Source organism: Streptomyces sp. NBC_00539 (genome assembly GCF_036346105.1).
GTDB lineage: Bacteria > Actinomycetota > Actinomycetes > Streptomycetales > Streptomycetaceae > Streptomyces.
On sequence record NZ_CP107811.1, the window covers coordinates 5,946,434 to 5,968,408 of the forward strand.

25 protein-coding genes are annotated in these 21,975 nt (G+C 72.1%); 12 read left to right on the forward strand and 13 right to left on the reverse strand.

Features of this window, described 5'->3' with window-relative positions; genetic code table 11:
- Positions 1–16 precede the first annotated feature (16 nt).
- Positions 17–1,189 (forward strand): 8-amino-7-oxononanoate synthase, encoded by a 1,173-nt coding sequence (locus tag OG861_RS26795; RefSeq protein WP_329193288.1) that lies wholly within the window; start codon positions 17–19, stop codon positions 1,187–1,189.
- 3 nt (positions 1,190–1,192) lie between these two features.
- Here the strand turns inward: OG861_RS26795 and OG861_RS26800 are convergent, their stop codons facing one another.
- Both OG861_RS26800 and OG861_RS26805 read right to left on the reverse strand, forming a co-directional pair.
- Entirely contained in the window at positions 1,193–1,414 is a 222-nt protein-coding gene (locus OG861_RS26800; RefSeq protein WP_329193286.1) for a DUF397 domain-containing protein, read from the reverse strand.
- A 12-nt stretch (positions 1,415–1,426) separates the two neighbouring features.
- Positions 1,427–2,311, reverse strand: a complete 885-nt coding sequence (locus tag OG861_RS26805) for a helix-turn-helix domain-containing protein (protein WP_329193284.1) — start codon at positions 2,309–2,311, stop codon at positions 1,427–1,429.
- 196 nt (positions 2,312–2,507) lie between these two features.
- On the opposite strand from OG861_RS26805, the gene OG861_RS26810 reads away from it, so the two are divergent.
- Positions 2,508–2,957, forward strand: coding sequence for an ATP-binding protein (locus OG861_RS26810; RefSeq protein WP_329193282.1), 450 nt, complete (start codon positions 2,508–2,510; stop codon positions 2,955–2,957).
- Positions 2,958–3,013: 56 nt separating this feature from the next.
- Here the strand turns inward: OG861_RS26810 and OG861_RS26815 are convergent, their stop codons facing one another.
- A complete protein-coding gene (locus tag OG861_RS26815) occupies positions 3,014–3,415 on the reverse strand; it encodes a VOC family protein (protein ID WP_329193281.1) in 402 nt (133 codons plus the stop codon).
- A 290-nt stretch (positions 3,416–3,705) separates the two neighbouring features.
- On the opposite strand from OG861_RS26815, the gene OG861_RS26820 reads away from it, so the two are divergent.
- The 7 genes from OG861_RS26820 to OG861_RS26850 all read left to right on the forward strand — a co-directional run bounded on the left by OG861_RS26820 (position 3,706) and on the right by OG861_RS26850 (position 10,102).
- Positions 3,706–4,008, forward strand: a complete 303-nt coding sequence (locus OG861_RS26820; protein ID WP_136211538.1) for an urease subunit gamma — start codon at positions 3,706–3,708, stop codon at positions 4,006–4,008.
- Between the two features lie 14 nt (positions 4,009–4,022).
- The gene (locus OG861_RS26825; RefSeq protein ID WP_329193278.1) at positions 4,023–4,334 is read left to right on the forward strand and encodes an urease subunit beta; all 312 of its coding nucleotides are present in this window, start codon (positions 4,023–4,025) and stop codon (positions 4,332–4,334) included.
- Positions 4,327–6,048, forward strand: coding sequence for an urease subunit alpha (locus OG861_RS26830; protein WP_330261876.1), 1,722 nt, complete (start codon positions 4,327–4,329; stop codon positions 6,046–6,048). The genes OG861_RS26825 and OG861_RS26830 overlap by 8 nt, the downstream gene beginning before the upstream one ends.
- A gap of 13 nt (positions 6,049–6,061) precedes the next feature.
- Entirely contained in the window at positions 6,062–6,736 is a 675-nt protein-coding gene (locus OG861_RS26835) for an urease accessory protein UreF (RefSeq protein ID WP_329193274.1), read from the forward strand.
- 24 nt (positions 6,737–6,760) lie between these two features.
- Positions 6,761–7,447, forward strand: a complete 687-nt coding sequence (gene ureG, locus OG861_RS26840) for an urease accessory protein UreG (RefSeq protein ID WP_329193272.1) — start codon at positions 6,761–6,763, stop codon at positions 7,445–7,447.
- Positions 7,444–8,238, forward strand: a complete 795-nt coding sequence (locus tag OG861_RS26845) for an urease accessory protein UreD (protein WP_329193269.1) — start codon at positions 7,444–7,446, stop codon at positions 8,236–8,238. Before ureG ends, OG861_RS26845 begins: the two co-directional genes overlap by 4 nt.
- 193 nt (positions 8,239–8,431) lie before the next feature.
- Positions 8,432–10,102 (forward strand): alpha/beta hydrolase, encoded by a 1,671-nt coding sequence (locus OG861_RS26850; protein WP_330261877.1) that lies wholly within the window; start codon positions 8,432–8,434, stop codon positions 10,100–10,102.
- Between the two features lie 57 nt (positions 10,103–10,159).
- On the opposite strand, the gene OG861_RS26855 is transcribed toward OG861_RS26850, so the two are convergent.
- The 6 genes from OG861_RS26855 to OG861_RS26880 all read right to left on the reverse strand — a co-directional run bounded on the left by OG861_RS26855 (position 10,160) and on the right by OG861_RS26880 (position 15,399).
- Positions 10,160–10,870 carry a lysophospholipid acyltransferase family protein gene (locus OG861_RS26855; protein WP_329193266.1) on the reverse strand — a complete coding sequence of 237 codons (711 nt, stop codon included), beginning with the start codon at positions 10,868–10,870 and terminating at the stop codon, positions 10,160–10,162.
- Between the two features lie 62 nt (positions 10,871–10,932).
- Entirely contained in the window at positions 10,933–11,091 is a 159-nt protein-coding gene (locus OG861_RS26860; protein WP_329193264.1) for a hypothetical protein, read from the reverse strand.
- Positions 11,092–11,123: 32 nt separating this feature from the next.
- Positions 11,124–12,092, reverse strand: a complete 969-nt coding sequence (locus OG861_RS26865; RefSeq protein WP_329193263.1) for a cytochrome c oxidase assembly protein — start codon at positions 12,090–12,092, stop codon at positions 11,124–11,126.
- 91 nt (positions 12,093–12,183) lie between these two features.
- Positions 12,184–13,212 (reverse strand): 6-phosphofructokinase, encoded by a 1,029-nt coding sequence (locus OG861_RS26870; RefSeq protein WP_329193261.1) that lies wholly within the window; start codon positions 13,210–13,212, stop codon positions 12,184–12,186.
- A 191-nt stretch (positions 13,213–13,403) separates the two neighbouring features.
- Positions 13,404–14,132, reverse strand: coding sequence for a type 1 glutamine amidotransferase (locus OG861_RS26875; RefSeq protein WP_136211518.1), 729 nt, complete (start codon positions 14,130–14,132; stop codon positions 13,404–13,406).
- A gap of 28 nt (positions 14,133–14,160) precedes the next feature.
- A complete protein-coding gene (locus OG861_RS26880; RefSeq protein WP_136211516.1) occupies positions 14,161–15,399 on the reverse strand; it encodes a MurT ligase domain-containing protein in 1,239 nt (412 codons plus the stop codon).
- A 123-nt stretch (positions 15,400–15,522) separates the two neighbouring features.
- Between OG861_RS26880 and def the strand changes: the two genes are divergently transcribed.
- Positions 15,523–16,092 carry a peptide deformylase gene (gene def, locus OG861_RS26885; protein ID WP_330261878.1) on the forward strand — a complete coding sequence of 190 codons (570 nt, stop codon included), beginning with the start codon at positions 15,523–15,525 and terminating at the stop codon, positions 16,090–16,092.
- Positions 16,093–16,144: 52 nt separating this feature from the next.
- On the opposite strand, the gene OG861_RS26890 is transcribed toward def, so the two are convergent.
- A complete protein-coding gene (locus OG861_RS26890) occupies positions 16,145–16,789 on the reverse strand; it encodes a TetR family transcriptional regulator (protein WP_329193255.1) in 645 nt (214 codons plus the stop codon).
- 219 nt (positions 16,790–17,008) lie between these two features.
- On the opposite strand from OG861_RS26890, the gene OG861_RS26895 reads away from it, so the two are divergent.
- A complete protein-coding gene (locus OG861_RS26895) occupies positions 17,009–18,238 on the forward strand; it encodes an acyl-CoA dehydrogenase family protein (protein ID WP_329193254.1) in 1,230 nt (409 codons plus the stop codon).
- A gap of 54 nt (positions 18,239–18,292) precedes the next feature.
- On the opposite strand, the gene OG861_RS26900 is transcribed toward OG861_RS26895, so the two are convergent.
- Together OG861_RS26900 and OG861_RS26905 are read right to left on the reverse strand one after the other, a co-directional pair.
- Positions 18,293–18,877, reverse strand: a complete 585-nt coding sequence (locus OG861_RS26900) for a hypothetical protein (RefSeq protein ID WP_329193252.1) — start codon at positions 18,875–18,877, stop codon at positions 18,293–18,295.
- A 67-nt stretch (positions 18,878–18,944) separates the two neighbouring features.
- Entirely contained in the window at positions 18,945–19,382 is a 438-nt protein-coding gene (locus OG861_RS26905; protein ID WP_329193250.1) for an SRPBCC family protein, read from the reverse strand.
- 155 nt (positions 19,383–19,537) lie between these two features.
- Here OG861_RS26905 and OG861_RS26910 point away from each other — a divergent pair, with 155 nt between their 5' ends.
- Complete coding sequence (locus OG861_RS26910) at positions 19,538–19,723, forward strand: DUF5999 family protein (RefSeq protein ID WP_136211506.1); 186 nt, start codon at positions 19,538–19,540, stop codon at positions 19,721–19,723.
- A gap of 155 nt (positions 19,724–19,878) precedes the next feature.
- Here the strand turns inward: OG861_RS26910 and OG861_RS26915 are convergent, their stop codons facing one another.
- Positions 19,879–21,894, reverse strand: a complete 2,016-nt coding sequence (locus tag OG861_RS26915; RefSeq protein ID WP_329193248.1) for an ATP-binding protein — start codon at positions 21,892–21,894, stop codon at positions 19,879–19,881.
- Between the last annotated feature and the right edge of the window lie 81 nt (positions 21,895–21,975).

The following is a 21,975-nucleotide window of genomic DNA, read 5'->3' on the forward strand; positions in this document are numbered from 1 at the left end:
CACGAGGACCCCGCCGATGCTCCAGCACCCCCCCGAGCCCGTGGACGTCTTCGCCTGGATCGACGAAGCGGAACGGGCCCGCGAGCGGGCCGGGCTCGTGCGGACGCTGCGTCCCCGTCCGGCTTCCTCGCCGCTGCTGGACCTCGCGAGCAACGACTACCTGGGCCTGTCCAGGCACCCCGAGGTCATCGCCGGCGCCGGGCGGGCCGCCGAGTGCTGGGGCGGCGGGGCCACCGGCTCCCGCCTGGTCACCGGCACCACCGAACTGCACGCCACGCTGGAGCGCGAACTCGCCGCGTTCTGCGGCTTCGAGGCCGCTCTGGTGCTTTCGTCCGGATACGCGGCCAACCTCGCCGCCGTCACCGCGCTGAGCGGCCGCGGGGCGCTCGTGGTCTCCGACGCGGGCAACCACGCCTCGATCGTCGACGGCTGCCGGCTGTCGCGCGCCGACGTCGCCGTCGTCGCGCACGGGGACGTGGACGGCGCACGCAAGACGCTGGCCGGGCACGAAGGCCGTTCGCTGCTGGTCAGCGACTCGGTGTTCTCCGTCGACGGGGACGCCGCCCCGCTCGCCGGCTACGCCGCGGCCTGCCGCGACGAGGGGGCCGCCCTGGTCGTGGACGACGCCCACGGGCTCGGCGTCCTGGGCGAGGGCGGCCGGGGCGCCCTGCATGCGGCCGGTCTCGCGGGCGCGCCGGGCGTGGTCGCGACGATGACCCTCTCGAAGTCGCTGGGCAGCCAGGGCGGCGCAGTGCTCGGACCGGCGAAGGTGATCCGGCACCTCGTCAACACGGCCCGGACCTTCATCTTCGACACCGGACTGGCTCCGGCCGCCACGGGCGCCGCGCTCGCCGGTCTGCGCCTGCTGGCGCGGGAACCGGAACGCGCCGCGCGGGCACGGGAGGTGGCCACTCTGCTGTACGGACGGCTCACTGCGTCCGGCCTGACCGCGGCCCGGCCGGACGCGGCCGTGGTGTCGGTACGGGCCCCGTCGGCTTCGGCGGCACTGCGCTGGGCCGCCGACTGCCGCGAGGCAGGTCTGTCCGTGGGGTGTTTCCGGCCGCCCTCGGTTCCGGACGGCATCTCCCGGCTGCGGCTGACCGCCCGGGCCGATCTCACGGGGGAGGAGATCAGTCGGGCCGTCGCGGTGATCCTGCGTACCGCACCCGCGGGAGCCACGGACCGCTGAGCGTCACGCCGGGGCGTCCGCCCTCACCGAGGCGAGGAAGCCGTCCCAGGCGGGTCCGGTGAAGAGCAGGGCCGGGCCCTCCGTCCGCTTGGAGTCGCGGACGGCCAGGAGACCGCCACTGAGGACGGCTGCTTCCACGCAGTTGTTCATTCCGGTACTGCGGCTGCTCCGCCGCCACCGCGCGCCGATCAGAAGTCCGCTGGTGGATAAGGGGGTTGCGGACACGGGGGTGCCTCCTTACGCGTCGTCAGCGATAGAGCTGATCAGATCCGACGAGTCCTGGGGCGGGAGGGCGTGCGCCTGGATGGTGCGGAACGCGGCGCTGTACGCCTCTAGGTCTTCCTTCCGCTCCAGGTAGAGGCTACTCGTCAAATGGTCGAGGACCACCACATCCAGATCGGCGATGTTCGGAAATGAGAAAATTACGAACGGTCCGGTCAGGCCGAGATGACCCCCCACGCTGAACGGCAGTACCTGTAGGCGCACTTGGGGCAGCCGTGCCACCTCCACCAGGTGCCGCAACTGCTCCCGCATCACCCCCGCCCCGCCGATCTGCCGGCGCAGCACCGCCTCGTCCAGTACCGCGCTCAGTTCGAGCGGGGGGTCGGCGCGCAGTACCGACTGGCGTGCCAGACGTACGTCGACCAGCGCGTCCACCTTCGGCTCCGGCAGCCCGCCCAGCGCGGCCCTGGTCACGGCGCGCGCGTACTCCGGCGTCTGCAACAGACCCGGAACCACCGAGAGTTCGACGGTACGGGCGGAGCGGGCCCCCGCCTCCAGGCTGATGAAGTCCCGGTATTCCTGGGGCAGCAGCCCCCGGTAGTCGTGCCACCACTGGCGGCCCGGCGCGCGGTCTGCCCCCGCCCCGGGGCCCGCCGCCGAGGCCCCCAAAGCCTCCAGCAGCGCCCGCTGCTGGGTGCTCACCACGTCCCCGTAGGCGTCGAGCAGGAGGCGGATGTCTGCCGTTTTCACGCCACTTCGACCCGTTTCGATGCGGCTGATTTTCGACTGGTGCCACCCCACCAACCGGGCGGCCTCACCACTGGTGAGACCACTGCGGTCACGGAGCGCACGCAATTCCTCGCCCAGCTTGCGGCGGCGTACCGCGGGGCCGTGCTGCATACCCGCTCTCCTTCCACCGGCACACCTCGCACCAGTCTGCCGTCCAAATACGCTCTTCCGTAGCAGAGTTCACCGCATCGAGCGACAGATATATGCATATCTTGGGGGAACGAAGGAAACGGCGGCACGATGGGTGCACTCTGACGCTCAGCGTAGATCCGGGGCGGCTGCGCCCCGGTGGGAAAGGGACGTCGCCATGGCAGATCACCAGGAAGCATCCGTCACTCTGCCGAGCGACCCGGCCGCGGTCGCCGCTGCCCGCCGGTACGTCGTGGAGGTGCTCGGTGAATGGGGACTGCCCGAGGAGTCCGAGACGGCCGACACCGTCCGGCTGATCGTCTCGGAACTCGCGACCAACGCGGTGCAGCACACCTTCGGCCAGTCGCCCACCTTCACCGTGGACGTCCACCTGGAGCGCGGAGAGTGGCTGCGGGTCGGGGTGACCGACAGCCATCCGCGCCGGCCCCGGCGGCTGCCGGCCGCCGTCCAGCAGGACAACGGCCGGGGGATGGTCATCATCCGCTGGCTCGCCGCGGAGGCGGGCGGCCGGCTCTCCGTCACGCCGACCGAGGACGGCGGCAAGACGGTGTGGATCGCACTGCCCTGGGCGGCGGGGGCCCCGGCGAGGACCGCCACCGGCTGTTGAGGGTGCCGGGCATCCGCCGGCCCGGCTGCGCCCGGGGCTGAGCGGGCCGGCCCCGCTCAGGCGATGCCGCGCTCCGTCGCGCTGCGTTCGATGCACAGCTCGTTGCCCTCGGGGTCGGCCAGCACGACCCAGCCGGCGATGCCGTCCTCGTCCCGGCGGTCGTCCACGACCCGCGCCCCGAGACCGACGAGCCGCTCGACCGTCTCGTCCCGGGTGCCCGTGGGCGGCTGGATGTCCAGGTGCACCCGGTTCTTCACCTTCTTTCCGTCGGGCACCCGGATGAACAGCAGGCCCGGCGCACCGGGCTGACCCGGCTCCAACTGGATCTCCTCGTCGCCCTCCACGCCGTCCTCGGCGATCGCGTAGCCGGTCACCTCGGACCAGAACCGCGCGACCTTCCAAGGGTCGAGGGCGTCGAACGTGATGTTGCGGACGGGGTTCAGCATGTTGACCTCCATGCGGCCTCGGTATGCGCAAGCCCGCGGAACTCGCCCACGGGTTGAACCGGACGCCTCCCGGAAACGTGGGTTAACCCGGCGGAAAAGTGCGGGTTCTACTCTGGCGCCCGCGTGCTTCCGCCAATGATCAGCCATGAGCCGGTAAAGCAGTGGTGATCGGACCGGAAAGTCTCTCCCTGTGTTGGGCAAGACATGCTTGGCACGGATATGCGCAGGTCAACAAAGTGTTGAAGCGGCTTAGGGTCTTCTTGGCGCGAAGTTGATCTTGTCCCGGAAACTTGGTGATACGTGTGCAACTGACACCGCACGAGCAGGAAAGACTGCTCATCCACGTCGCGGCTGATGTGGCCGAAAAGCGCAGGGCGCGCGGGGTGCGCCTCAACCACCCCGAGGCGGTGGCCCTGATCACCTCGCACATCCTCGAAGGCGCCCGCGACGGGCGGACCGTGGCCGAGCTCATGGCCTCCGGCCGCACCGTGCTGCGCCGCGAAGAGGTCATGGAGGGGATCCCCGAGATGATCCACGACGTCCAGGTCGAGGCGACCTTCCCGGACGGCACCAAGCTCGTCACTGTCCACGACCCCATCGTCTGAACGGGAGCACCCGCATGATCCCCGGCGAAATCGTCTTCGGGGACGGTCCGGTGCGCCTGAACGAAGGCCGCGCCATCACCCGTCTCACCGTGCTCAACGCCGCCGACCGCCCCGTGCAGGTCGGCTCCCACTACCACTTCGCCGAAGTCAACCCGGGCCTCGACTTCGACCGCGCCGCAGCCCACGGCCTCCGGCTCAACATCGCCGCCGGTACCGCCGTCCGCTTCGAGCCGGGCATCCCCGTCTCCGTCGAACTCGTCCCGCTGGGGGGCCTGCGCACCGTGCCGGGCCTGCGCGGGGAAACCGGAGGGCCGCTCGATGGCTGAGATCTCGCGCCGGACGTACGCCGACCTCTTCGGACCGACCAAGGGCGACCGCATCCGGCTCGCCGACACCGACCTCTTCGTGGAGATCGAACAGGACCTCAGCGGCGGCCCCGGACACTCGGGGGACGAAGCCGTCTTCGGCGGCGGCAAGGTCATCCGCGAGTCCATGGGCCAGGCCCGCACCACCCGCGCCGAAGGCGCCCCCGACACGGTGATCACCGGCGTGGTCATCCTCGACCACTGGGGCATCGTCAAGGCGGACCTCGGCATCCGCGACGGGCGGATCTGCGGCATCGGCAAGGCCGGCAACCCCGACACCATGGACGGGGTCGACCCCGCCCTGGTCATCGGCCCCGAAACCGAGATCATCGCCGGCAACGGGAAGATCGTCACCGCCGGCGCCATCGACGCGCACGTGCACTTCATCGCCCCCACCGTGATCGACGAGGCCCTCGCCTCCGGCATCACCACCCTCGTCGGCGGCGGCACCGGACCCGCCGAGGGTTCCAAGGCCACCACCGTCACCCCCGGACCCTGGCACCTGGCCAGGATGTTCGCGGCGCTGGAGGCCTACCCCGTCAACATCGGCCTGCTCGGCAAGGGCAACACCATGTCCCGCGAGGGCATGTACTCCCAGCTGCGCGGCGGCGCCCTCGGCTTCAAGATCCACGAGGACTGGGGGGCCACCCCGGCCGCCATCGACGCCTGCCTGACCGTCGCGGAGGAGACCGGCGCCCAGGTCGCCATCCACACCGACACGCTCAACGAAGCCGGGTTCGTCGCGGACACCCTCGCGGCCATCGCCGGGCGGACCATCCACTCGTACCACACCGAGGGCGCGGGCGGCGGCCACGCACCGGACATCATCACCGTGGTCTCCGAGCCGAACATCCTGCCCAGCTCCACCAACCCCACCCGGCCGCACACCGTCAACACCATCGAGGAACACCTCGACATGCTGATGGTCTGCCACCACCTCAACCCGGCCGTCCCCGAGGACCTCGCCTTCGCCGAGTCCCGCATCCGGCCGTCCACCATCGCCGCCGAGGACGTCCTGCACGACCTCGGCGCCATCTCCATCATCTCCTCCGACTCCCAGGCCATGGGCCGGGTCGGCGAGGTCGTGCTGCGCACCTGGCAGACCGCCCACGTGATGAAGAAGCGGCGCGGCTTCCTGCCCGGCGACGGCCCGGCCGACAACCACCGTGCCCGGCGCTACGTCGCCAAGTACACGATCAACCCCGCGATCGCCCAGGGCCTCGCCCGCGAGATCGGCTCGGTCGAGGTCGGCAAGCTCGCCGACCTGGTCCTGTGGACCCCCGCCTTCTTCGGGGTCAAGCCGGAGGTCGTCGTCAAGGGCGGCCAGATCGCCTACGCGCAGATGGGCGACGCCAACGCCTCCATCCCCACCCCGCAGCCCATCCTGCCCCGGCCCATGTACGGGGCCCTCGGGCGCGCGCCGGCCCTCAACTCGATCAACTTCACCGCGCAGGCCGCCCTCGACGACGGCCTGCCCGAACGGCTCGGTCTCGACAAGCAGTTCGTGGCCATCGAAAGCACCCGCAAGGTGAGCAAGACGGACATGCGCAACAACGAGGCCATGCCCAGGGTCGAGGTGGAAGCCGACACCTTCACCGTCACCATCGACGGTGAGGTCGTGGAGTCGGCCCCGGCGGCGGAACTGCCCATGGCACAGAGATACTTCCTGTTCTGATGGGCGTCTGCCGATGAGCCTCGCCACGCTGCTCGTCCTCGCCGACGGCCGCTTCCCCGCCGGAGGGCACGCCCACTCCGGCGGGGCGGAGGCCGCCTGCAAGGCGGGCCGGATCCACGACGCCGCCACGCTCGCCGAGTTCTGCCGGGGCCGGCTGCACACCTCGGGCCTCGTCGCAGCCGCACTCGCGGCGGCCGCCGCCCACGGCCTCGACCCGGCGGAACTCGACGCCGCCGCCGACGCCCGCACCCCCTCGCCCGCGCTGCGGTTCGCCGCGCGGCGGCTCGGCCGGCAGCTGCTGCGCGCCGCCCGGGCCACCTGGCCGGCCGCCGAACTCGACGACCTCGCCGCAGCCTTCCCGCGCGGGGCCCACCAGCCCGTGGTGCTCGGCGTCACCGCGCGGGCCGCCGGGCTCGGGCCCCTGGACGCCGCGCACGTGGCGGCGTACGAGAGCGTCAGCGGTCCCGCCACCGCGACCGTGCGGCTGCTGGGCCTGGACCCCTTCGAGGCGAGCGCGGTACTGGCCGGCCTCGCCCCCGCACTCGACGCCGTGTCCGGGCGGGCCGCGAGCGCCGCCCTGCTGGCCCGTCACGAGGGCTTGGAGGCGCTGCCCGCCTCCTCCTCCCCGCTGCTGGACATCGCGGCGCAGGTCCACGCCGACTGGCCGGTCCGGCTCTTCGCCTCCTGACCGCCCCCCACCCAAGGAGAAACCATGCACCTCGACCACGGCGGGAGCTATCCCCACCGCCACACGCACAGCGCCGAGCCCGTACGGGCCGACGGCACGCGCCGCGCCCTGCGCGTCGGCCTCGGGGGACCGGTCGGCTCCGGCAAGACCGCCACCGTCGCCGCGCTGTGCCGGGCCCTGCGCTCCGAACTGTCCATGGCCGTCGTCACCAACGACATCTACACCCGCGAGGACGCCGAGTTCCTGCTCCGCGAGGCGGTCCTGCCGCCCGAACGGATCGCGGCCGTCGAGACCGGGGCGTGCCCGCACACCGCCATCCGGGACGACATCTCCGCCAACCTGGAGGCGGTCGAGGAACTGGAGGAGCACGTCGGTCCCCTGGACCTGATCCTCGTCGAGTCCGGCGGGGACAACCTGACCGCCACCTTCTCCCGGGGCCTGGTCGACGCCCAGATCTTCGTCATCGACGTGGCCGGCGGCGACGACATCCCGCGCAAGGGCGGACCCGGCGTCACCACCGCCGACCTGCTCATCGTCAACAAGACCGACCTCGCCCCGCACGTCGGCTCCGACCTGGACCGGATGGCCCGTGACGCCGCCGAGCAGCGCGGCGACCTGCCCGTGGCGTTCCAGTCCCTGCGCGGGCCCGAGGGCGTCACCCCGGTGGCCGACTGGGTGCGCGAACGGATCGCGGTCTGGGCCGTACGGTGACCAGCGCACCCCCCGTCGCCCCTGGGGCCCACGCTCCGGCGGGGCTGCGGGCCACCGCCCGGATCGCCGCCGTGGCCGACGGCCGGGGCGGCACCGCCCTGCCGCTGCTGGCCGGGGAAGGCCCGCTCGCGCTGCGCCGCACCCGCGGCGAGGGCGCCGAGGCCGGCGTGATGCTCGTCGGCGCGATGTCCGCACCGCTCGGCGGAGACCACCTGAGCGTCGAGGCCGACGCCGGACCGGGGGCCCGGCTGGGGCTCCGCTCGGCGGCGGCCACCCTGGCACTGCCCGGCCGGGGCGGCGCGCCCGCGCGGTATGACGTACGGCTGACGCTGGCCGAGGAGGCGGCCGTGCGCTGGCTGCCGGAGCCGCTGGTCTCCGTACGCGGCAGTGACCTGCGGGTGCGCACCCGCGTGGAACTCGCCCCCACCGCCAGGCTGCTGCTGCGCGAGGAGCAGGTGCTCGGCCGCACCGGGGAGGCACCGGGCCTGCTGCGCAGCCGCCTCACCGTCTCCCGTGGCGGCCGCCCGCTGCTCGACCAGGAACTGGCCTGCGGGCCGGGAGCCCCCGGTGGCTGGGACGGCCCGGCGGGACTCGCGGGCCACCGGGCGCTCGGCCAGCTCCTGGTGGTGGACCCGCAGTTCGCCGAGGCCCCGCCGACACCCGCGGTGCTGGGCGAGTTCGCGGCGGCGACCCCGTTGGCCGGGCCGGCCGTCCTGGTGACGGCCCTCGCCCCGGACGCGCTGCGGCTGCGGGAACTGCTCGACGCGGCCTGCGCGACGTACGGCTGGTAACGGGAGGGCGGACCTGGGGCGAACCGGACACCGCTCAGCGGTACACACTCGTCCGGATATCGGCTTGGCAAAGAACCGGACCGTGCACTGTCGCCCGCTCCCGGTCAGGCGCAAGGATCCCCCTGCACGTCAACGACCGAAACAGACCAACACGGCTGCCCGTGACGGCACATGACGCAGGGGGAACAACCACGTGATACGCACCGCGGCGCTGGGGAGCGCCGCCACTCTGATCACCGGCGCTCTGGCGGCGAGCCTGCTGCTCGCCCCGACCGCCGAGGCCGCTCCGGCCTCCGGTGACAACGGCTACAACGAGGCGATCGGCGTTCAGGTCGCCGCCGCCCGCGCCGCCCGCACCGGGATCGATTGGAAGGACTGCCCGGCCGACTGGGGCTTCGAGAAGCCGATCCAGTGCGGCTGGGTCAAGGTCCCGCTCGACTACGCCAAGCCGTACGGCAAGACCATCGACCTCGCCGTCGACCGTGCGCTGAGCACCGGCACCAAGGAAGAGCGCCAGGGCGCGCTCGTCTACAACCCCGGCGGCCCGGGCGGCTCCGGCATGCGCTTCCCGCGCCGGATCACCACCAAGTCCCCGCTGTGGGTCAACACCGCCAAGGCGTACGACTTCGTGGGCTTCGACCCCCGCGGCGTCGGCCACTCGGCGCCGATCTCCTGCGTCGACCCGCAGGAGTACGTCAAGGTCCCGAAGGCGGACCCGGTCCCGTCCAACGAGGCCGACAAGCGCGCCCAGCGCAAGCTCGCCGCGGAGTACGCGGACGGCTGCAAGGAGCGCAGCGGCGAGATGCTGCCGTTCATGACCACGCCGAACACCGCGCGTGACCTGGACGTCATCCGGGCCGCGCTCGGCGAGAAGAAGCTGAACTACCTCGGCGTCTCCTACGGCACCTACCTCGGCGGGGTCTACGCGACCCTGTTCCCGGGCCACGTGCGCCGCATGATCGTCGACAGCGTGGTCAACCCGGAGCAGGACAACATCTGGTACCAGGCCAACCTGGAACAGGACGTCGCCTTCCAGATGCGCTGGAACGACTGGGAGGACTGGGTCGCCAAGAACGACGCCGTCTTCCACGTCGGCGACACCCGCGCCAAGGTCGAGGCCAAGTGGCTGGAACTGCGGGCCAAGGCCAAGGCCAACCCGCTGGGCGGCGTGGCCGGTCCGGCGGAGCTGATCGGCTTCTTCCAGAGCGCCCCGTACTACGACTCTTCCTGGGTGCCCACCGCCCAGGCCCTGAGCGCGTACGTCGCCGGTGACGAGCAGCCGCTGATCGACGCGGTCACCCCCGACCTCGCCGACATCAAGGGCAACATCGCGACGGAGAACGGCAACGCCGTCTACACCGCGGTCGAGTGCGCCGACGCCAAGTGGCCCACCAGCTGGGCCAAGTGGGACCGGGACAACACCGCGCTGCACAAGAAGTACCCCTTCCTGACCTGGTCCAACGCCTGGATGAACCTGCCCTGCGCGACCTGGAAGTCCAAGCAGAGCAGCCCGATCGAGGTCGGCGCGAGCGCCAAGCGCGGTCTGCCGCCGGTCCTCGTCGTCCAGAGCGAGCGCGACGCCGCCACCCCGTACGCGGGCGGCGTCGAGATGCACCGCCGCCTCGGCGGTTCGCGTCTGATCACCGAGAAGAACGCGGGCTCGCACGGTGTCACCAGCCTGGTGAACCCCTGCATCAACACCCGGGTGGACAGCTACCTGCTGACCGGCAAGGTCGACGCGCAGGACGTGACGTGCGAGCCGCACGCCACGCCGGTCGCCCCGGCCCCGGCCACCGCCAAGTCGGCGGCCGTGTCCCAGGGCGCCGAGCTGGCGCCGCGTGAGGAGCTCCCGGCCGTCCGCTAGGTCGTCGGCAGCACCAGGCAGCACCAGGCAGCACCCGGGCACGAACACGGAGAAGGCTCAGCGCGTCCTGCGCCGGGCCTTCTTCCGTGCCTGCTCCTCCTCCGCCTTCACCTCGGCGGCGTACCGGTCGACGTATTCCTGGCCGGACAGCTCCAGGACCGCGTACATGATCTCATCGGTGACGGCCCGCAGGACCGCCCGCTCGCCTTCCAGGCCCTCGTACCGCGAGAAGTCCAGCGGCCGGCCGAAGCGGATCGTGACCCGCCGGATGTTGGGGATCTTCTGCCCCGGCGGCTGGATCTCGAAGGTGCCGACCATCGCGCAGGGCACGACCGGCACGCCCGCGCCGAGCGCCATCGCGGCCACGCCGACCTTGCCCTTGTAGAGCCGCCCGTCGTGCGAGCGGGTGCCCTCCGGGTAGATGCCGAGCAGCTCCCCCTTGGCGAGGACGCCGAGCCCCTCGCGCAGCGCCGCCCGTCCGGCGTCCTTGCCGGAGCGGTCCACCGGGATCTGGCCGGCGCTGCGGAAGAAGGCGGCCGTCAGCCGCCCCTTGACGCCCGGGCCGGTGAAGTACTCGGCCTTCGCCAGGAAGGTGATCCGGCGTTTGAGGATCGCCGGCATCAGGAAATGGTCGGAAAACGACAAGTGGTTGCCGGCGATGATCGCCGGGCCCTCCGGCGGGATGTTCTCCAGGCCCTCGATACGCGGCCGGAACAGCAGCCGCAGCAGCGGGCCGAGCAGCACGTGCTTGAGCAAGTGGTAGAACACCGGCCGTTTCCCTTCACCTGGCGGACACGTCAGGGTGGCGCACCCGGTGCCGGATGGGCAGATCACCTACTGCGGGAGGCCGCCAGCCCGGCGGTCAGCATGCCCAGCAGAACCCACACGAACCACAGCCAGCCGTTGCTGCCGAGCACCACGGAGTACGCCGCGACGGCCACCAGAGAGCCGAAGGTCAGCACGGCCATCGCCTTAACGGATCCGCTCATGCCCCATGGTGGCGCGGGGAGGGGCCGCCGCGCTACCGGCCACGCCCCTGGAGCGAGGCGAGATACGAGTTGTACGCCTCCAGCTCCTGGTCCCCGTTGCGCTCCGCCGCCCGGTCGGAACGCTTGGCGGCCCGCTGCTCCGAGCGGTACCACTGGTAGACCAGAGCGATCAGCACCAGCACCGAGGGGATCTCGCTGAAGGCCCAGGCGATGCCGCCGCCCCACTGCTGGTCGAGCAGCGCGTCGACGTGCAGGGAGGCCGGCGGGTTCGCGTACGACTTGATCATCGGCTCGCTGGCCATCATCAGCGCGATGCCGAAGAACGCGTGGAACGGCATGCCGGCGAACAGCTCCAGCATCCGCATCACGTAGCCGGGACGGTGCGGACCCGGGTCCACGCCCATGATCGGCCAGAAGAAGATCAGGCCTACGGCCAGGAAGTGGACCATCATCGCGATGTGCCCGGTCCTGCTCTGCATCAGGGAGTCGAACAGAGGGGTGAAGTAGAGGCCGTAGAGGCTGGCGATGAACAGGGGGATCGTGAACGCCGGGTGGGTGATCACCTTGAGGTAGCGGCTGTGCAACAGCATCAGCAGCAGCTCGCGCGGTCCCTTGACGCCCCGGGCGGCCGGCGGGAGCGCGCGCAACGTCAGCGTCACCGGAGCGCCGAGCAGCAGCAGGATCGGGGAAACCATGCTGATCACCATGTGCTGCACCATGTGCACGCTGAACATGACCATGCCGTAGTCGTTCAGCTTGGTGCACATCATCAGGGCCACGGTCAGCACACCGGCGGTGAAGGAGACGGTCCGGCCCACCGGCCACCCGTCCCCGCGCCTGCGCAGCCGCACCACGCCCCACAGGTACAGGCCGAGACCCAGCAGCGAGCCGATCAGGAAGAAGGCGTCGAAGGAGAACTCCAGCCCGCGCCCGAGAGTGAACGGCGGCAGGTCCATGTCCATGTCCATATTCATGTCCATGCCGTGACCGCTGTGATCCATGTGTTCACTCCCTTGACTGTGGCGCTCCACCACAGTAGTGCCGCCCCCGGACGCCGAAGCGTCCGGGGGCGGTGTCAGAAGGGGGGAAACATCACAGAACGGTCTCCGCCTCGTCGTAGCGCTCGACCGGGACCGTCTTGAGGCTCCGTACGGCGTCGGCGAGCGGCACCATCACGATGTCGGTACCGCGCAGCGCGGTCAGCATGCCGAACTCGCCCCGGTGTGCGGCCTCCACCGCGTGCCAGCCGAAGCGGGTGGCCAGGACGCGGTCGTACGCGGTCGGCGTGCCGCCGCGCTGCACGTGGCCGAGGATCACCGGACGGGCCTCCTTGCCGAGGCGGTCCTCCAGCTCGACGGCGAGCCGGTTGCCGATGCCGGCGAACCGCTCGTGGCCGTACATGTCGGTACCGCCCGACTCCAGCGCCATCGAGCTGCCCGGGGCGGGCTTGGCGCCCTCGGCGACCACGACGATGGCGAACCGCTTGCCGGCCGAGAACCGCTCGCCGACGATCGCGGTCAGCTCCTCGATGTCGAAGGGGCGCTCCGGCACGACGATGGCGTGCGCGCCCGCAGCCATGCCGGAGTGGAGCGCGATCCAGCCGGTGTGGCGGCCCATGACCTCGACGACCATCACCCGCTGGTGGGACTCGGCGGTGGTCTTGAGCCGGTCCAGGGCCTCGGTGGCGACCCCGACGGCGGTGTCGAAACCGAAGGTCACGTCGGTGGAGGCGATGTCGTTGTCGATGGTCTTGGGGACGCCGACGATGGGCAGGCCGCCCTCGGACAGCAGGTTCGCCGCCTTGAGGGTGCCCTCCCCGCCGATCGGGATGATCGCGTCCAGGCCGAGGTCCGCGAGGTGCCCCCGGGCCCGCTCCACGCCGTCGCGCAGGTGCGCGGGCTGGACGCGGGAGGAGCCGAGGATGGTGCCGCCGCGGGCCAGGATGCCGCTGACCGCGTCCAGGTCGAGCTTGCGGTAGTCGCACTCCAGCAGGCCACGCCAGCCGTCGTGGAAGCCGATCACCTCATCGCCGTGGTCGACGACGGCGCGGTGCACGACGGAGCGGATGACGGCGTTGAGGCCGGGGCAGTCGCCTCCGGAAGTGAGCACACCAATGCGCATGGCAGGAAGAACCTTTGCAACGTGGGCCGACGACCGGACCACGTCGTCCGGTTGGTACTGCCCGCCAGCCTACAAGCGGATTCCCACCGGACTGAACCATCCTCCACATGCTGGTCACATCCGTCGTACGAACGCACGCCGGCCCGGACCCCCCAAGGGGAATCCGGGCCGAACGGGGCGTGACGGACGCGTTACGCGGGCTGCGTGGCCGCCGCGATGCGCTCGTCGCGCAGCGCCTCGTACCAGCGGTCGTCGAGGCCCGGCAGCGCGTTCACATCGAGGGCCAGCTTCAGCAGCAGGTCCGCGATCTGCGGGTTGCGGGCCATCACGGGACCGTGCATGTAGGTACCGAACACGGTGTCGTTGTACGCGCCTTCGGTGCCGTCGCCGGTTCCGTTGCCCCGGCCCAGCCGGGTGCGGGCGAAGGGCTTGGCCGTCGGACCGAGGTGGGTCACGCCCTGGTGGTTCTCGAAGCCCGTCAGCGGGGGCAGGTTCAGACGCGGGTCGATGTCGGCGAGGACGTCGCCGACGCACCGCTCGCCCTCGCCGCGGACCGTGACCACGTCCAGCAGGCCCAGGCCCTGCTGGCGCTCGCCCACGTCGTTGACGAACTCGTTGCCGAGGATCTGGTACCCGGCGCAGACCGAGAAGACGATCGCCCCGTTCGAGACGGCCCGCTCCAGGCCGCCGTCGCGCAGCAGGCGCTCCGCCGCCAGGCGCTGCGGCCGGTCCTCGCCACCGCCGATCAGGTAGATGTCACCGGAGGTGGGAATGGGCTGGTCGCTGCGCACGTCCACGCGCTGCACGTCCAGGCCGCGCTGGCGCGCCCGGCGCTCCACCACGAGGGCGTTGCCCTGGTCTCCGTACGTGCTGAGCAGGTCCGGGTAGACCCACACCAGACGCAGACTGTTGTCGCTCATGCTCTTGTGTCCTCTGGAGGTATGAGTACTAGTTGCCGACGCGGCGGCGCACGTCCTGGAATGCGGTGTAGTTGGCGATCAGCTCGATCTGTCCGGGCGGGGCGAGCTGCACGGCCTCGTCCAGGGTCTCGCAGACGCGGAAGTCCAGGCCCGCGACCTCCAGGCGCACCGCGAGGTCCAGCTTGCGGTCGCCGATCACGAAGATGGGGTGCCCGGCCAGGCGCGGGTAGTCCACGTCCCAGAGCCAGGAGGTGTCCGTGCCGTCGGCGCCGCGCGCGTTGACGGACAGGATCACCGGCGTCGGCGGCGGGTCGATCAGCGAGAACGTCTCCAGCCAGCCCGCCGGGTTCTTGGCGAGCAGCAGCCGCAGCTCACGGCCCTGGAAGGAGACCACGTCGTAGCGGCCGGCGACGGCCTGCACCTGGTACATCCGCTCCAGCGCGACCTGCGGCGGGACGCCGAAGACGGCTGCGACGGCGGCCGAGGTGGCGGCGTTGGCCTTGTTGGCACGGCCGGGCAGCTGGAGGTGGATCGGCCAGGCGCTTCCGTGCGGGTCCAGTACGTGGTCGCCGGAGAGCACCCAGCTGGGGGTGGGGCGGCGGAAGCCGCACTCGCCGCAGAACCAGTCGTCGCCCGGGCGCTGCATGACGCCACCGCAGGAGGGGCACGACCAGGCGTCGTCCTTCCACTCCTGGCCGGCCGCGACCCACACCACGTTCTGCGAGGAGGACGCGGACCACACGATCAGCGGGTCGTCGCAGTTGGCCACGATGACGGCCTTCGAGCCCTGGAGCCCCTCGCGCCACTTCTCGGCCAGCATGCGGGTCTCGGCCGCGCGGTCCAACTGGTCGCGGGAGAGGTTGAGCAGGGCGATCACCTTGGGGGTCACGTCCCGGGCCACTCCGGCCAGGTACTTCTCGTCGACCTCGATGACGCCGTACTTGGCGTCCGAGCCGCCCGCCAGCGCGGAGGTGATCCCGGCCGGCATGTTCGCGCCCAGCGCGTTGGAGACCACCGGACCGCTGGCCCGCAGCGCCTCGGCGATCAGGCGGGTCGTCGTGGTCTTGCCGTTCGTCGCGGAGACGAGGACGACGTCGAGATGCTGCGCCAGCGCGCCGAGGAGATCGGGGTCCAGCCTGAGTGCGACCTTGCCACCGATCACCGATCCGCTTCCGCGTCCCGCGGCCCGCGACACCGCCGCCGCGGCCTTGCCCGCCGTCACGGCCAGCTTGGCCCGCGGCGAAAGCGGCTCCGTGTTGCCTGCCATCGTCCCTTGTCCTCCTTGCGTCGGTCGGCCCCAGCCTATCCAGTACCTGCCGGGGCCTTGACCGCGGCGCCCCAGGGGCGGCGCGGATCTGCTCATATCTTCGCCCGTCGTACGCTTACGGCCATGCGACAGCGCCCCATCCCCGGCACCACCGGACTCGTCCGCACCATGAGCCTGCTGGGCGATCCGGTGCTCCACTCGCCGTGCGCCGAGGTCACCGGGTTCGGACCCTCCCTCGACCGGCTCATCGAGGACATGTTCGCCACGATGTACGCGGCCCAGGGCGTCGGCCTCGCCGCGAACCAGATCGGGGTCGGGCAGCGGGTGTTCGTCTACGACTGCCCCGACGACGAGGACGTCCGCCACGTGGGACACGTGGTCAACCCCCGCCTGGTGAGCGCCGACGGGGACGAGTTCCGCGGCCCCGAGGGCTGCCTGTCGCTGCCCGGCCTGGAGGCCGGCACGGTCCGCTTCGACCACGCCGTCGTCGAGGGGGTCACCTCCGACGGCGCGCCGGTACGGATCGAGGGCACCGGGTTCTTCGCCCGCTGCCTCCAGCACGAATGCGACCACCTGGAGGGCACGGTGTACGCGGACCGGGTCACCGGACTGCGGGCGCGCCGGCTGCGGCGGGCGATCGGCAAGACGGCGTGGGGCGCGCGCGGACTCCTGGCCCTGGGCCGCGAGTCCTGACGGGAGGCGGTCCGCCCGCAGAGGCCGGGCCGCGGCCGGGACCGGGCCGCACTCAGAAGCCGGGCCCGCCCAGGCGGTTGCCGGCCGTGGCCAGGCGGCCCCACAGCAGGTCGGTCAGCGCGGCCACCAACTCGGCGCGTTCGCAAGGGCGTTCGCCGAGCCACCAGTCGCCCGCCGCGTGCATCATGCCGACGATGCCGTGACCCCACACCCGGGCCAGGCGCTCGGAGCCCGGGCCGAGGTCGACGCGTTCGCCGATGACCTGCGCCAGCTCCTCGCCGAGGCGGCGCAGCAGCGGGGCCGAGTGCAGGCCGACGTCGAAGCCGCGTTCGGCGGACTGGGAGTCCTCCGCGGGGTGCATCAGGAACCGGTACACCTGCGGCCGGGCCTCGATGGCCGCGAGGTAGGTGTCGAGCGTGGACTCCACCCGGCTGCGGCGCTCGGCCGGGGCGTCCAGTGCGGCCCGCAGCGAGTCCAGCAGGGCGTCGGTGTGCCGGACGGCGAGCGCCTGGTAGAGGCCGGCCTTGTCGCCGAAGTGGCGGTAGAGGATGGGCTTGGTGATGCCCGCCTCGGCCGCGATGGCGTTCATCGAAGCCTTGGGTCCGTCCCTGAGGACGACGCGGTCGGCCGCTTCGAGCAGCTCCCGCCTGCGGCGCTCGGCCGCTCCCGGTTCGCCGGCCTGCTGCGTGGTCTCCATGACGTGTTTGTCTCCCCGCCCTTGCGATGTGCGTGACGCCCACGCAACGTAACACCCCGCACACCCTGCCGATCGAACCGGAGGTGCTCCCGTGGCCGGTCGGCGCCCCGCTTGACAGTGCTTACTCGTCGGTAACAGACTGGCGCCGTGGCTGGTTACCGCAGGTAACGGCCTGCCGGTGACGGTGACGGGTACGTACGTGAAACAGCTGGAGGGGACATGGCGGAGTTCACCATGGAGCTCAACGACGACCAGAAGCAGGTGCGCGACTGGATCCACGGGTTCGCCGCCGACGTGATCCGCCCCGCGGCCGCCGAGTGGGACGAGCGCGAAGAGACCCCGTGGCCCGTCATCCAGGAAGCGGCCAAGGTCGGGATCTACTCCCTCGACTTCTACGCCCAGCAGTTCTTCGACCCGACCGGCCTCGGCATCCCGATGGCGATGGAGGAGCTCTTCTGGGGTGACGCCGGCATCGCCCTGTCGATCGTCGGCACCGGCCTCGCGGCCATCGGCGTCCTCGCCAACGGCACCGAGGAGCAGATCGGCACCTGGATCCCCCAGATGTACGGCGACGCGACCGATGTCAAGGTCGCCGCCTTCTGCTCCTCCGAGCCGGACGCCGGCTCCGACGTCGGGGCGATGCGCACCCGCGCCGTCTACGACGAGGCCAAGGACGAGTGGGTGCTGAACGGCACCAAGACCTGGGCGACCAACGGCGGCATCGCCAACGTCCACATCGTCGTCGCCGTGGTCGACCCCGAACTGGGCACGAAGGGCCACGCGTCCTTCATCGTGCCGCCGAACACCCCCGGCCTGTCCCAGGGGCAGAAGTTCAAGAAGCACGGCATCCGCGCCTCGCACACCGCCGAGGTGGTGCTCGAGGACTGCCGCGTCCCCGGCTCCTGCCTGCTCGGCGGCAAGGACAAGCTGGACGAGCGCCTCGCGCGGGCCCGGGAGCGCGCCAAGGCGGGCGGCGGCGAGCGGCTCAAGAACGCCGCCATGGCCACCTTCGAGGCATCCCGCCCGGCCGTGGGCGCCATGGCCGTCGGCACGGCGCGCGCCGCCTACGAAGTCGCCCTCGACTACGCGATGGCCCGGACCCAGTTCGGCCGTCCGATCATCGACAACCAGGGCGTGGCCTTCCAGCTCGCGGACATGCGCACGCAGATCGACGCGGCCCGGCTGCTGGTGTGGCGGGCCTCCTGGATGGCGGTGGCGGGCAAGCCGTTCACCTCGGCGGAGGGGTCGATGTCGAAGCTCTTCGCGAGCGAGGTCGCCAAGAAGGTCACCGCCCAGGCGGTGCAGATCCTCGGCGGCAACGGGTTCACCCGGGAGTACCCGGTGGAGCGCATGCACCGAGACAGTGCCATCTACACCATCTTCGAGGGCACGAGCGAGATCCAGCGCCTGGTGATCGCCCGCACGCTCTCCGGGATGCCGATCCGCTAGGGCCAGGGCCTGCGGCCGCCCCGTCCCCCGCGCGGGGGACGGGGCGGCCGTCGTTCAGCTGGTCGCGGCGCCGATCACGACCAGCGCGACGATCGCCAGCGCGACCAGGACCATCGGTGCGGCGATGACCAGCGCGGCGGGCCGCTGCCAGAGCGGCTTGCCCGGGTCGAGCGGGGGCCGGAAGCCGCCCACCGGAGGGGCGAGCTTGCGGAAGGCGGACCGGGGCACCAGGTTGACCAGCACCGTCAGCGGCGTGATGAACAGCGAGGCCGGACCCCACCACCCCTGCCACAGGGTCTTCGCCGACATGTCGCGCACGACGGCGGTACCGCAGTCACGGCAGAAGGGGCCGTGCGTGCTCAGGAACCGCATCATCAGCACCAGACCCTGGTGCCCGCGCACCGTACCGGGCGCGGCCGGCTGGGCGCCGCACACGCGGCACGCGTACCCGGGCTGCTGCGGGTACTGGGGCTGCTGCTGGTAGGCGGCGTAGGGGTTGCCGTGCGGTATCCCCTGCTGCGGCTGCGGCTGCTGCTGCGCGTACGGGTTGTGCTGCGCGGCCGCGCCCTGCTGGGGCGCCGTGCCGTACGGGTTCTGCGGGACGGCGCCCTGTTGCTGCTGCGGTGGCGGAGTGGCCATGGAGGTTCCCCTGGAAGACGTGGTGGCATCACCGGGCGCGGTGATCACGGCACCCTAGCCCGACTTGTCAGGAACGCAGCAACCGGGCGAGGGCGCGGCCGAACAGGAGCCGGCCGGCGACCGCCAGCGCCGGGTCGAAGAACCGCCCGAGCCCCCGCACCCGCAGTTCCTCGCGCCAGTGCACCTCAGCGCCGGCCGGCCCCAGCGGCCTGACCTCGATCTCCGCCCAGCCCAGGACGACGCGCCCGCGCTTGTCGAGACGCACCAGCCCCGCCGAACCCGTCGTCGGCGGCCGCCAGACGGTGACTTCCATCGGGTCGTCGAAGGTGACCCTCCCCACTCCCGTGCGCGCCGTGAAGCGCGTTCCGACGCGCGTGGGCGGCGCCGTTTCGACGGTCGTGCGGGTGAAGGGGACCTGCGCCCCGTGGCGCGCCCAGTCCGTGAGCCTCAGCCAGGCCTCGGCGGCCGGCAGACGAGTGCGGTGAACGATCCGGATCGGCGGCATGAGCGCATGGTAATCGGGCATACACACCGTGAACTCGACCGCGAATATGGGTTCCGTCAGGGGGCGGCGATCAGTAATACTCACCGCCACCGTGGATCGCGGATCAGACCGGGTGACCACCGGCCCTCCCGCCCCACACTGCGAGGAGGTGCGCCATGTGCTCCCACCAGCCCCCCTGCCCGTCCGCCGACAGCGCCGATCACGACGCTGCCCGCACGGTGGCCTTCCACCCCGAACAGGGTTGGAGCCTGCTGTGCAACGGTCTGGTGGTGTTCGACGACACCGGGGAGCTGCTCCCCGACGGCCGTACGGTGGAGCCCCGCCGACCGGCCCTGGTCTGAGCCAGGAGGCAGCATGCGCCAGCAGCTGATCCGCAAGCCCGTCCCCAAGCCCGCCCCCCGAGACCTGGACCTGCGCACCCCGTCGGGCAGGCCCCTCCCGTACTGACGGCGGCCTGCCTGACGCTACGGGAGACGGGGACCGCGGCGGCCCGCGCTCATGCGGTGGCCGCCGCCGCGCCGCCCCGGAAGGCGCTCTCGAACGCGGCGTCGCCGATCGCCGCGCGGGCCTGCCGCTCGCCCTCGTCCCGCAGGGCCGTCAGGGACGGGGAGCCCATCTGCGGGCGCCCCACGGTGCGCCACCAGGCGTGCCCGGTCCCCAGCAGGCGCGCCGCGAGTTCGCCGTCGCCCAGCCCCGCCACGGCCGCCGCGAGCACGTCCAGGCCGAGCGCGATGCCGAAGCGGTCGCCCAGCAGCCGCTTGCCGGACAGCATGGCCCGTACGTGGCGGGCCGCCTCCCCGTGGTTGCCGACGCCCAGCGCCGCGACGGCCAGGATGTAGTCGGCGTAGGCCCTCAGCCAGCGCTCACCCAGCTCCGCACACGCCTCGCGCAGCCCCCGCGCCTCCTCGGCCGCCTCCTCGAACCGCCGCTCGTCGCAGAGCGCGTAGCCGGAGGCCAGCCGGCACAGCAGCCAGCCCGTCCCGTCCGTCCGGCCGCCGTGGGCGGCCCGCGCCCGGGGTCCCGCCAGCGCGAGCGCCCCCACCGGGTCGCCCGGCATCATCACCGAGACGGCACGCAAGTAGGCGGCGCGCAGCTCCGGTTCGGGGTCGCCGAGCCGGGCCGCCTCGCGGGCGCACCGCCGGCCCAGCTCCTCGGCCGCGTCCATGTCGCCCTGGAGCAGCGCCGTCAGGCCGAGCGTCCACACCGCCTGGGTGTACGCCGGCCCGGTGCGGGGGCCGCAGGCGAGCGCCCGTTCCAGGAAACCGCGGCCCTCGTGGACGTGGCCGCAGGCGAACCAGAAGAACCAGAGCGCCCCGGCCATCTCCTGGGCCGCCGCCGGATCGGTCCGCAGCAGGTGCTCCAGGGCCGTGCGCACCTGCGCGTGCTCCGCGCTCATCCTGCGGTACCAGTCGACCTGCCCCGGGCCCAGCCAGCCCCGCTCCGCCGCGTGGGACAGCGCCGCGTACCAGTGGGCGTGCCGGTCCGCGACCGTGCGCACCTCCCCGAGTTCGGCCAGCCAGTCGCGCCCGTACTCGCGGATCGTGTCCAGCATCCGGTACCGGGCTCCCGCGCCGCGCTCCTCGGTCCGCCGGACCACGGACTTGGCCACCAGAGCGGCCAGTACCCGCTCCACCCTGGCGGCGGGCAGCGGGCCGCCCGCGCAGACCGTCCGGGCGGCGGCCACGTCGAAGTCCCCGGTGAACACCGAGAGCCGGGCCCACAGCAACCGTTCCACCGGGGCGCACAGCTCGTGGCTCCAGCCGATCGCGGTCCGCAGGGTCTGGTGGCGGGGCAGCAGCGCATGCGTGTCGGCAAGGACCTCGAACCGCGCGTCCAGCCGCCGCACCATCTGCTCCAGCGTCCACAACCGCATCCGCGCGCCCGCCAGTTCCAGGGCGAGCGGGATCCCGTCCAGCCTGCGGCACACCTCGGCCGCCAGCAACATCCGTTCGGGGTCCCGGAACGCTTCGGCGGTCTCGGGCATCGCGGCCTCGGCGCGGGCGCGGAACAGGGCGAGGGCGTCGCTGTCCGGTTCCTCGCAGGGCAGGGGGCGGACCTCGAAGACCACCTCGCGAGGGCTGCCGAGCGGTTCGCGGGAGGTGACGAGCACCGTCAGACCGGGCGCGGACTGCAGCAGTTCACCGACGAGGTGGCGGCATGCGGGGATCAGGTGCTCGCAGGTGTCGAGGACCAGGAGCAGTTCCTTGTCGGCCATCCACGCGCACAGTTCCTCGTCCAGGGGGCGCGCGGAGTGGTCCGCGAGTCCGACGGCGTGCGCCACGGTGGTGGTGAGCAGGCCGGGATCGCGCAGCGGTGACAGCTCGACCCACCAGACCCCGTCGCGCCGGGGCCGTCCGCTCGCGGCGGCCCGGAGGGCCAGCCGGGACTTGCCGACGCCGCCGACACCCGTGAGGGTGACCAGTCGGTGCAGGCCCAACAACGCCGACATATCACCCAGTTCGCGCTCCCGTCCGATGAACCCGGCCGGTTCCGGCGGCAGGTTTCCCGGCACGGCGCGAGGGTCTGGCCCAGGGGCGCTACCTGCGGAGTGTGCCTGATTGTTGTTGACCGAGTACTCACCGAACACGGATGT